Source organism: Stenomitos rutilans, assembly GCF_059505485.1.
In genome coordinates this window covers 1-9,268 of sequence record NZ_JCACKR010000006.1, presented here as the reverse complement: position 1 = coordinate 9,268, position 9,268 = coordinate 1, and the positions used below count along the sequence as shown (strand labels likewise).

Annotated in this window: 13 protein-coding genes; all 13 read left to right on the top strand. The window is 47.8% G+C overall.

The genetic code is table 11. The features are described 5' to 3' along the window. Positions 1 to 396, top strand: a 396-nt coding sequence (locus AC5JLP_RS00265; RefSeq protein ID WP_496065883.1) for a pyrophosphohydrolase domain-containing protein, incomplete at its 5' end; no start/stop codon positions are given. Continuing rightward, positions 330 to 2,558, top strand: a complete 2,229-nt coding sequence (locus tag AC5JLP_RS00260; RefSeq protein WP_496065882.1) for a DNA phosphorothioation system restriction enzyme — start codon at positions 330 to 332, stop codon at positions 2,556 to 2,558. The genes AC5JLP_RS00265 and AC5JLP_RS00260, both read left to right, overlap by 67 nt. Before the next feature lie 5 nt (positions 2,559 to 2,563). Continuing rightward, the gene (locus AC5JLP_RS00255; protein ID WP_496065881.1) at positions 2,564 to 2,728 is read left to right on the top strand and encodes a hypothetical protein; all 165 of its coding nucleotides are present in this window, start codon (positions 2,564 to 2,566) and stop codon (positions 2,726 to 2,728) included. Next, entirely contained in the window at positions 2,725 to 4,785 is a 2,061-nt protein-coding gene (locus AC5JLP_RS00250; RefSeq protein ID WP_496065880.1) for an AAA family ATPase, read from the top strand. The genes AC5JLP_RS00255 and AC5JLP_RS00250 overlap by 4 nt, the downstream gene beginning before the upstream one ends. After that, positions 4,782 to 5,657, top strand: coding sequence for an Rpn family recombination-promoting nuclease/putative transposase (locus tag AC5JLP_RS00245; RefSeq protein ID WP_496065879.1), 876 nt, complete (start codon positions 4,782 to 4,784; stop codon positions 5,655 to 5,657). The genes AC5JLP_RS00250 and AC5JLP_RS00245 overlap by 4 nt, the downstream gene beginning before the upstream one ends. A 92-nt stretch (positions 5,658 to 5,749) precedes the next feature. Then, positions 5,750 to 5,986: a DUF2281 domain-containing protein gene (locus tag AC5JLP_RS00240; RefSeq protein WP_496065878.1), complete on the top strand. Its 237-nt coding sequence runs from the start codon at positions 5,750 to 5,752 to the stop codon at positions 5,984 to 5,986. 228 nt (positions 5,987 to 6,214) lie between these two features. Next, positions 6,215 to 6,424, top strand: coding sequence for a hypothetical protein (locus tag AC5JLP_RS00235; RefSeq protein ID WP_496065877.1), 210 nt, complete (start codon positions 6,215 to 6,217; stop codon positions 6,422 to 6,424). Positions 6,425 to 6,494: 70 nt separating this feature from the next. After that, positions 6,495 to 6,827: a nucleotidyltransferase family protein gene (locus AC5JLP_RS00230; RefSeq protein ID WP_496065876.1), complete on the top strand. Its 333-nt coding sequence runs from the start codon at positions 6,495 to 6,497 to the stop codon at positions 6,825 to 6,827. A gap of 29 nt (positions 6,828 to 6,856) precedes the next feature. Beyond that, a complete protein-coding gene (locus tag AC5JLP_RS00225; protein ID WP_496065875.1) occupies positions 6,857 to 7,198 on the top strand; it encodes a nucleotidyltransferase family protein in 342 nt (113 codons plus the stop codon). A gap of 38 nt (positions 7,199 to 7,236) precedes the next feature. Next, the gene (locus AC5JLP_RS00220; protein WP_496065874.1) at positions 7,237 to 7,539 is read left to right on the top strand and encodes a HepT-like ribonuclease domain-containing protein; all 303 of its coding nucleotides are present in this window, start codon (positions 7,237 to 7,239) and stop codon (positions 7,537 to 7,539) included. Positions 7,540 to 7,788: 249 nt separating this feature from the next. Next, on the top strand, positions 7,789 to 8,247 hold the full coding sequence (locus tag AC5JLP_RS00215) for a DNA phosphorothioation-associated protein 4 (RefSeq protein WP_496065873.1): 459 nt from the start codon (positions 7,789 to 7,791) through the stop codon (positions 8,245 to 8,247). Between the two features lie 3 nt (positions 8,248 to 8,250). Continuing rightward, positions 8,251 to 8,832 carry a phosphorothioated DNA-binding restriction endonuclease family protein gene (locus tag AC5JLP_RS00210; protein ID WP_496065872.1) on the top strand — a complete coding sequence of 194 codons (582 nt, stop codon included), beginning with the start codon at positions 8,251 to 8,253 and terminating at the stop codon, positions 8,830 to 8,832. Beyond that, entirely contained in the window at positions 8,801 to 9,220 is a 420-nt protein-coding gene (locus tag AC5JLP_RS00205) for a hypothetical protein (RefSeq protein WP_496065871.1), read from the top strand. Before AC5JLP_RS00210 ends, AC5JLP_RS00205 begins: the two co-directional genes overlap by 32 nt. Positions 9,221 to 9,268 lie beyond the last annotated feature (48 nt).

The following is a 9,268-nucleotide window of genomic DNA, read 5'->3' as shown; positions in this document are numbered from 1 at the left end:
CTTCACCAATTTCCTCGTGTTTATTGGGTTTCACCTACTTCTGTCAGGCAACCAGCTCCAGAGGTTCTGGTGAAAACAGTTTTTAAGAAGATAGTGCGCGATCGCATTCCCGAAATCATTCAGGCGGCAGGGCATGCATGTGCGGTAGAGACAATGGATGAGGAAGTCTTTCACCAAGCACTCCGAGCAAAGCTGGTGGAAGAAGCGCAAGAAGCTGCTACTGCCACTTCTGAAGAGCTAGTCACAGAGTTAGCGGATCTTTATGAAGTGTTGGACGCGCTGATGGTGGCTTACAGCATTGACCGTGAGGCAGTGTTAGCAGAACAGAGATGGAAGCACAGCGATCGGGGTGGTTTCAGCCAGCGTCTCCGCTTGCTGTGGAGTGGGGCAGACTAGAGACAGCACTATTAGGGGTAGCCTCCTTGAGTCTGAGAGATCTCGATCTTCGCCATCAGTACCGCAGCGATCGCCATCAATTGTTAGAGGATTTCTACATCCTTTGTCTGGAGCGATCTCTGACCTACGATCGCGCAGTCGGTTTCTTTTCCAGCAGCTCGCTAGCTGCCGCAGCTAAAGGCATCACAGCGCTGATTCGAGTCGGTGGCAGGATGCGTCTGATTGCTTCGCCTCATTTATCGCAAGCCGATGCCGACGCGATCGCTCAGGGACTCAAACAGCGAGAAGACGTGATCACAGCCGTACTGCTGCATGAACTGGAGCAACTAGACCAACTGGCTCACGATCGACTGGGCTATCTGGCATGGCTATTAAGTAAGGGACTACTGGAAATCAAGTTGGCAGTGCATCAAGACCCCTATCAGCGTGGACTTTACCATGAGAAGCTGGGCATTTTCAAAGACGTGGCTGCTAACGTGGTCGTCTTTACGGGGTCAGTAAATGAGAGTGCCAGTGGCTTCATCGACAATTTTGAGTGTGTAGATGTCTTTCGCTCTTGGCGATCAGGAGATGATGAGCGGATTGCTGAGAAGCTGGATGACTTCCACCGCTTGTGGGAGAACCAGACTCCGACCCTGGAAGTGCTAGCGTTTCCTGAAGCGGCGCGTCGATCGCTGCTTCAGCTTTGCCCGATGCAAGTTCCGGCAAGAGAAAAGTCAGAAAGGAGCAGCCGAGAATCACAGGGTGACTATGCACTTTCTGCCTCAAAACCTTTTGATGCCACCGCTTGCTACCCAATCACTCCAGCTTGGTTGAGCCTCCGTCCTTACCAAGAGCAGGCGATCGCCAACTGGTTTGCCAACAAGGGGCGAGGCACCCTCAAGATGGCGACAGGGAGCGGGAAGACGATTACGGCGTTGGCGATCGCGGCTGAGTTATACCGTAAAAGCGTGCAGCAAAAGAAGCCGCTTCAAGGGCTGCTGATTGTCTGCCCGTATCGTCATTTGGTGACGCAGTGGGCAGAAGAAGCTCGTAGGTTTGGCTTGCAGCCCATCTTGGCGTTTGAAACAGTGAAAGATTGGCAGGGCGAACTACAGTCGCAACTGCTGGCGATACTTTCGGGGAATCAGCGTTTTGTCACAGTGATTACCACCAACGCAACGCTCATTCGAGACAGCTTTCAGTCCCAGCTGCAATTTTTCCCAAAGCGATCGTTGATCATTGGCGATGAGGCACATAACCTGGGTGCAGCTCGCTTAGAGTCTAGCCTGCCTCAAGATATCAAGATGCGCTTGGCTCTGTCCGCAACACCTGAACGCTACTTTGATGAGCGAGGTACGGAGCGCTTGTTCGCGTACTTTGGTGCGGTATTAGAGCCAGAGTTTACGTTGAAGGACGCGATCGCCGCCAAAGCGTTGGTGCCCTACCTTTACTATCCGGTTCTCGTAGAGCTAACGGAGCCTGAGATTGAACGGTACGAGGAACTCACCAGTCGTATTGGTCGGGCAATTGGGATTGGAGGCAATACGGATGACAACGAGATGCTAACAGCCTTGCTGATGCAACGGGCACGGCTTGTGGGGGCAGCGACCAACAAGCTAGAAGCTCTGCGCCAAATCATGTCTGATCGACTGCAAACAAGCCATACTTTGTTTTACTGTGGTGACGGCTCGGTAGAAGACGAGGTGACTGAAGAGAGCATTCGCCAACTCGAAGCGGTGACGGCTCTGTTACAAGACGAGTTAGGCTATCGGATTAAAACGTATACTGCTGAAACTAGCCTGGACGAACGGGAGGAACTCCGCTACCAGTTCACACATGGCACGGTACAAGGGTTGGTTGCCATTCGCTGCTTAGATGAAGGAGTAGATATTCCAGCCATTCAAACCGCCGTAATTTTGGCAAGCAGCAGCAACCCTCGGCAGTTTGTGCAGCGACGGGGGCGCATTCTCCGCCCAAGCCCAGGTAAGGAGAGAGCAGCATTGTTTGACATGATTGTTATACCACCTGATTTGGAGCGAGAATCTCTGAGCATAGAGCGAAATTTGCTGCGGAAAGAGCTACAGCGGTTTGTTGAATTTGCGGATTTAGCCGTTAATAGTGGGCAGGCTAGAAAGATACTGCTACCGTTGCAAGAAAAGTATCAGTTGTTGGAGCTTTGATGCTGATGACTTCGGACAATAATGATATCGAAGAACCCATTACCACCGCGACTCCCGAAGTTGAAACGATCATTCGAGCTGTGATTCTGTTGGAGAAAGAGAACTTACACTCTGATCGACCCAGGATTAAGGCAGACATTCTGAAGATCATCAAGGATGCAGTGCAATGAGGCTACTCTCAATCAAGCTGTTTAATTTTCGTCAGTTTTGGGGTGAGGTAGAGCTTGAACTAGCCAATCAGTCAGGGCAGACCATTACGGTGATCCACGGCAACAATGGTGCAGGCAAAACGACCCTGCTCAATGCGTTTACATGGGTCTTGTATGGGCAGCACACAGGCGCATTTGCTTCACCAGAGCAACACATTAACAACCGGGCGATCGTCCAAGCGGCTCCGAATAGCCGGATTGATTGTTGGGTTGAGGTGTTGTTTGAGCATAACGGTAGCCGCTATCGTGCACGCCGATCGTGCTACACCGAAAAGAGCAATGCACAGGACGTTTCCTTAGAACAAGGGGGCGAACTGGCACTCCAAATTAATGGCAAATTGGTCAAGTCTCCTGAGCGACCAGAAGACAAAATTGGACAGGTATTGCCCGATAGTTTGCATCGCTACTTCTTCTTTGATGGGGAACGGATCGATCGCATGGCAAAGTCTGAAAATAAGCTGGAAATTGCCAAAGCGATCAAGACGTTGCTGAGTGTGGAGGTGCTAGACAGAGCCATCAACCACTTAAAAGAAGCACGCCGATCGCTGGATAAGGAACTGGCAGAGATTGGCGATCCGGAGACGAAGCGACTGGTTAAAGAAAAGGACGATCGATTGACCGAAAAGGCAGAACTAGAAGCGGGACGAGCAGAAATTGCGGCTGAGCTTAAGGCCTTTGAGGAGCAGAAGCAAAAAGTGACGACGTTGCTGCGCGACTACGATAAGGTCGGGCAGATTCAGGAGCGACGGGATACTTTAATTCAGTCGGCAGAGGAAACGCAAGCACAGCTAGAGAGAAGTGAAGAAAAGCTACGACGCACCATCTCGGCACGAGGCTATATGGTGTTTTTGGGAGACGCGATCGCACAATTTCGCACGTTATCGGATGAACTGCGCCAACGGGGGGAACTTCCAGCAGGGATTAAACAGCAATTTGTGGAAGATTTGCTAGAAGATGGGGAATGCATTTGCGGCACCGCGCTGAAGCAGGGCACTAAAGCTCGCCAACAAGTCGAATCCTGGCTCGATCGCTCTGGTATTCAGCAGGTAGAAGAAGCGGTCATCCAGATGGGTGGTGAAGTCAACAGCATTGAGCGGCAAATCCCCGAATTTTGGGCAGAGGTCGAGCAAGAGCAAGCCAGTATTGAGAACCTGCGGCACCTCCTCTCGACGTTAGAAAATCAGCTTGAGCAAATCCGGAGCGATTTGAAGGGCAGTGAGGATGTGAACGTCAGTGGGTTAGAAAAGCGACTGGAAGAGATTGAAGCGAAAATCATTGATCTTCATCGAGAAGATGAAAATACCCTACGAGACATCGAAGCGTGTGACGTAGATGTTGCCGCCCTGAATAAGCAGATTAAAGAACTCAAAGCAAAAAGTAAGCAGCAGGCACAGATCAAGCGTCAAATAGCGGCTACTGAGGATGCGATCGCGCGACTGGAAGAAGTGCGGCGGCGGGTTGACCAAAAGTTTCGGGCCGTGCTGGAGATGAAGGTACGCGAGATTTTTCGGCAAGTCTCGTTTAAGACGCAGGTACCGAAGCTGACCGAAAACTATGAATTGGTTTTGGTGGAAACGCTGCTGGATGGAGAAAGCGTTGTCGCTCCTTCGACGGGCGAGAACCAGATCCTCAGCCTCTCTTTTATTGGCAGCGTGATTGATCGCGTGCGCTATTGGAGTAAGAAGCATTCGTTGATTGGGTTAGCCAACAGCAGTTTTCCGATCGTGATGGATTCGCCCTTTGGCACCCTGGATGAAAACTATCGCCGTCAGATTGCCAAACTCATCCCCACTCTTGCCGATCAGCTTGTGGTGCTGGCAACTAAAACCCAGTGGCGTGGCGAGGTCGAAGCAGAAATGACACCCTACATCGGCAAAGAATATGTGCTCGTCTTCAACTCAGCGAAACCAGATAACTCGCCGGACACGATCGAACTCAATGGCGAAACCTACCCGTTGGTGCGCCAAAGCCCCAATGAGTTTGAGTGGACAGAAGTTTTAGAGGTAGACAGACGGTGAAAACCGGTAGCCTCCTTTACCGCTTGTTTCAGCTTTCACCCAGTATTTTCTTTGAACTCATTGGTCAGCCTGGGAGTCAAGCCAGCGATTACGAATTCCGTTCCGTAGAGATCAAGCAAACCTCGTTTCGGCTTGATGGCGTGTTGTTGCCCACAGTCGGCGCAACCGATCGCCCCGTTTATTTCAGCGAAGTCCAGTTCCAGAAAGACCAGAAGCTTTATCACCGCTTCTTTGCAGAAATCTTTCTCTACCTGGCACAAAACCCAGCAACCTATGACTGGCAGGGCATTCTCATTTATCCCGATCGCAGCGTCGAGCCAGATCAGGCAAGGTTGCATCAATTGTTAGTGGATAGCCCCAAAGTCAGGCGAGTGTATTTGAATGAGTTGGGAAAAATTACTAGCCTGCCTTTAAGCGTTGGCATCGTCAAGCTAGTTGTTGAAGCAGAGGAGACAGCACCAGAGCAAGCGAGACAATTGCTTCAGCGATCGCGTCAAGAGAATGTTGCAGGGATCTCTAGCCAAGCGATCATTGAGTTAGTTGAAACTATTATGGTGTATAAGTTCACGACGTTGAGCCGGGAGGAGATTGAGACCATGCTAGGACTAGGCGACTTGAAGCAAACCAGAGTCTACCAGGAAGCGTTGCAGGAAGGACGACAGGAAGGACGACAGGAAGGACGACAAGAAGGACGACAGGAAGGGCGGCAAGAGCTGATCGAAAACCTGCTCAAAGCTCGATTCGGTAGCCTGGATGAAGCATTAGCTAACGTAGTGGCAGCGCTGCTAGAGATGCCAGCTGCTGAATTTACGCCGCTGTTGCTTCAGTTGTCGCGCGAGGAGCTGATCGATCGCTTGACGCAAGATAAGTAGCCCGATTCTCACTGAGACGCTACGCGATCGCCCCTCTTGGGAATGCTTAGAATTACAGCTCCTTTGCTCCTCTATCTCTCATCCCTCTACCTATGACGATCGCACAACTAATCGCCGAAAAGTTAGATACTCTGCCACCAGAGAAGCAGCAAGAAGTGCTTGATTTTGTTGAATTTTTGCAAGCTAAATTTTCAAGCAACCTATCTCCGGTCTCTGACCATCAATCAGTTTCGTTTCTAGAAGCGGCAAGTGAATTTGTCGGTTGTCTAGAAGGACCAGGCGATCTTTCTACAAATCCGAAGTATATGGAAGGCTTTGGAGAATCATGAGGCGGCAAGTCTTGCTAGATACGGGACCGCTAGTTGCTTTCCTTGACCACCGAGATATGTTTCACGAATGGGCAAAGAGAGAATTGTCTACAATCGCCCCACCACTGTTAACATATGAAGCTGTCCTCGCTGAAGCTTGCTTCCTGTTAGGCAAGATTCACCGGGGACAAGAGACCGTTATGGCATTGGTGCAGAGCGACCGACTGAAAATCTCTTTTGTGCTTTCTGATGAAGCTTTTTGTGCTTTCTGATGAAGCTGTAAGTGTGGGCAATTTACTGATGCGTTATCAAGCTGTACCAATGTCATTAGCAGATGCCTGCATAGTGAAGATGGCAGAACAGAATCCTCAAAGCATGGTATTAACCCTTGACAGCGATTTTAGAATTTATCGTAGAAATAAGAATCAAACCATTCCGATCATTATGCCTGAGTCTTGAGGGCGATCGCCCTACCTGCATAAACTGATAGAAACTCTAAAACAATATTCACCCCTTTACGTCTTCACCTATGCCGATCGCGCAACTCATTCTGGATAAGCTAGAAACACGACAATTAACACAACTATGCGAACACAATCAGGTTGCCCGTCTAGAACTGTTTGGTTCGGCAAGTACCGATCGCTTTGATCCCACGACCAGTGATTTGGATTTTTTGGTTGAGTTTGCTGATCAGACTCCTAATGGCGCTGCGACTCATTTTTTTACACTTCGTCGAGGCTTGGAGGAGCTTTTTGGAAGGGCAGTTGATCTGGTGGAGGTGCAAACAATTCACAATCCCTACTTTCTAGAAGCGATCGCATCCACGCGGCAGGTTGTGTATGCTTGGATAAAGCAGAGCTAGTGAAGCCTCTGAGCGAAGCAAGCGTGAGCGTGACATCAAAAACTATCTTTCCCCTCAAAGGGTTTAATTGTGGAGAGGTCATGGAGCTAAGGAATCTTTTAAGAGACAAACGCGCAGAAATTTTTGCGATCGCGGCAAAGTATGGCGCTTCTAATATTCGCGTCTTTGGTTCTGTTGCGCGTGGAGAAGAGCATCTTGATAGTGATGTGGATTTTTTGATGGAGATTGAGCCAGGTAGAAGTTTACTTGACCAGATTGCGTTAAGGCAGGATTTGGAAGGGTTACTAGGACGCAAAGTAGATGTTGCGGAGCCGGAAACGCTGCACGATCGCATCCGCGATCGGGTTTTGCAGGAGGCTGTGCTTTTGTGAGAGATGAAAGCCTTTATCTGATCGATATTTTGAGCTGTATGCAAAAGATTGAGTCGTATACGGTGGATGGGCGAGATGCTTTTCTAGAGTCACCCATGATGCAAGATGCTGTAATCCGAAATTTAGAAATCATCGGCGAGGCAACAAAACAACTCTCTGTGGAATTGCGTCAATCTAACCCTGACGTTCGTTGGCAACAGATGGCTGGTTTAAGAGATATTCTCATTCATGCCTACATGAAGGTTAATCTAGAACGAGTCTGGATCATTGTTGAGCAGGATTTACCAGAACTTAAAGTTAGAATTGAAGAAATCTTGGCAACAATAGACGCAAGTAGATAAGCCCACTCTTCACTCTTCACCCCTTCACCGCTCTACCTCTTCACCCTTCACTTCCCCACTCTTTACTCTCCCCCTCCCCCTCCCTCAATGGCAGACCTCCGCATCAAAGTTGCAAAAGATAAAGCCAAACTGGTCAAAGCTCTGAGAGCAGGGGATGGTTCAACTGAGTTGTTCTCAGATCTATGTTGATGTGTGATTATTAGTAACGTTGAAAATTTAGCTTAACAAGCATTATCAAATTGAATCAGTATGAAAGGTCGAGTCAGGGTTGCTAGAGATAAAGCAGAGTTTATTCGATCGTTGAAGAACTCAGAAACGCCCAGCGCCCCTTTCCAAACGTATGCTGATATTGTCACCTTCGCTGCTGTCATCGGCTCAAAACGCAAAAGACGTGAACCTCTAGAGAAAATTTCTATGAAAGATCCTGATCCAATTCCACAGGATCAATTTTTTACGAGAGGGTACGAATCGATCATTAATCTATTGGCTCTAGTGAGCATTAAAGATCCAAAAGTTCTCTCCTCTAGTGAAGAGTATGAAAACCAGCGACTAAGAACATTTGAGGAATACGCCAATGCAGGCTTTAGAATTTTGCGCGATGAGCTATCAGGATCGGAAGACTATACAAGACAAATCTTGTTGGTACTAATAAAAGCTAGGCTCGACGAAAAAGAGGATGAAACGGATTTAAATGTATTTTTTGAATGACTTATGGTTGATTTTGATCAACTGGAACAAATTCAATATTACTCAATTAAATTTGCACGATTAAGAGTCGATCGCGCTCACGGTATCGCGCCTCACAAACCAATTTTACTCTTGTCTGTTATTGAATTAATCAGAGTAGGCTCAATTCATCATAATCAGATCTTTCTGACAGAGGAAATGCTTTTGACCTTCCTCAATATTTGGAATTATCTAGGCTCGGAGACACACAACCCAGATATTTCTCGACCTTTTTTTCATCTAAGTGGTGACAAGTTTTGGCATCTCATCCCCAATCGTGGTTTTAGAAAAGTCATCAACTCTAAAATCAAGCTAAAAACTTTTTCAGAGGTGCAGCAGGCTGTTAAATATGCACAAATGGATGATGTGTTATTTGAATTGCTTCGAGAGCCAATGACAAGAGCGAGTTTGACGACTATCTTAGTCCATAAGTGGTTTAATCATAAGCTTGAGCAGTATAACCAACTGTTACAATCGACCTCTCATTATCATTCACCCGATCACTGCAATGAGCTGGATGAAGAGTACAGGCTAGATGCAAAAAGACCTCAACTATTACATCAGTAAGTTTAGAAATCTTCGGGTTAATACGGCTAGAGGAAAAACTCCGTACCAGCCGATTCTTTTATTATCAATTATTGAATTAATAGGGCAGAGATACATTAGTGAAAACCGCATTTATTTGACGACCACACTCATGTCTGTGTTTGTGAAATACCGTAGCCAACTGAGTTCTCCCAACTATCAAGCTGATCTGGCTCAACCTTTTTTCTTTTTGAGCCGCGCAGATGAACCGTTTTGGTATCTTTGTCCCAAGCCAGGACATGAAGAGGTATTGAGATCTGGAAGTAGGCTCAATACAGTCAATCTATTGATGAAAAATGTTGATTATGCCTATGTAGATCATGAACTTTTTAGTTTGCTGCAATCGCCAATCAATAGAAATGCTCGGTAGTGCGTCAAAGAATGGTGGGTCGAGTAAAGTAGGGAGACCGCTACTTTT

Bases quoted from the DNA above. Each gene is read 5' to 3' on its own strand.
- AC5JLP_RS00260 (WP_496065882.1), top strand. From the start codon at position 330: ATGGAAGCACAGCGATCGGGGTGGTTTCAGCCAGCGTCTCCGCTTGCT.
- AC5JLP_RS00255 (WP_496065881.1), top strand. From the start codon at position 2,564: ATGACTTCGGACAATAATGATATCGAAGAACCCATTACCACCGCGACT.
- AC5JLP_RS00250 (WP_496065880.1), top strand. From the start codon at position 2,725: ATGAGGCTACTCTCAATCAAGCTGTTTAATTTTCGTCAGTTTTGGGGT.
- AC5JLP_RS00240 (WP_496065878.1), top strand. From the start codon at position 5,750: ATGACGATCGCACAACTAATCGCCGAAAAGTTAGATACTCTGCCACCA.
- AC5JLP_RS00235 (WP_496065877.1), top strand. From the start codon at position 6,215: ATGAAGCTTTTTGTGCTTTCTGATGAAGCTGTAAGTGTGGGCAATTTA.
- AC5JLP_RS00230 (WP_496065876.1), top strand. From the start codon at position 6,495: ATGCCGATCGCGCAACTCATTCTGGATAAGCTAGAAACACGACAATTA.
- AC5JLP_RS00220 (WP_496065874.1), top strand. From the start codon at position 7,237: ATGCAAAAGATTGAGTCGTATACGGTGGATGGGCGAGATGCTTTTCTA.
- AC5JLP_RS00215 (WP_496065873.1), top strand. From the start codon at position 7,789: ATGAAAGGTCGAGTCAGGGTTGCTAGAGATAAAGCAGAGTTTATTCGA.
- AC5JLP_RS00210 (WP_496065872.1), top strand. From the start codon at position 8,251: ATGGTTGATTTTGATCAACTGGAACAAATTCAATATTACTCAATTAAA.
- AC5JLP_RS00205 (WP_496065871.1), top strand. From the start codon at position 8,801: ATGCAAAAAGACCTCAACTATTACATCAGTAAGTTTAGAAATCTTCGG.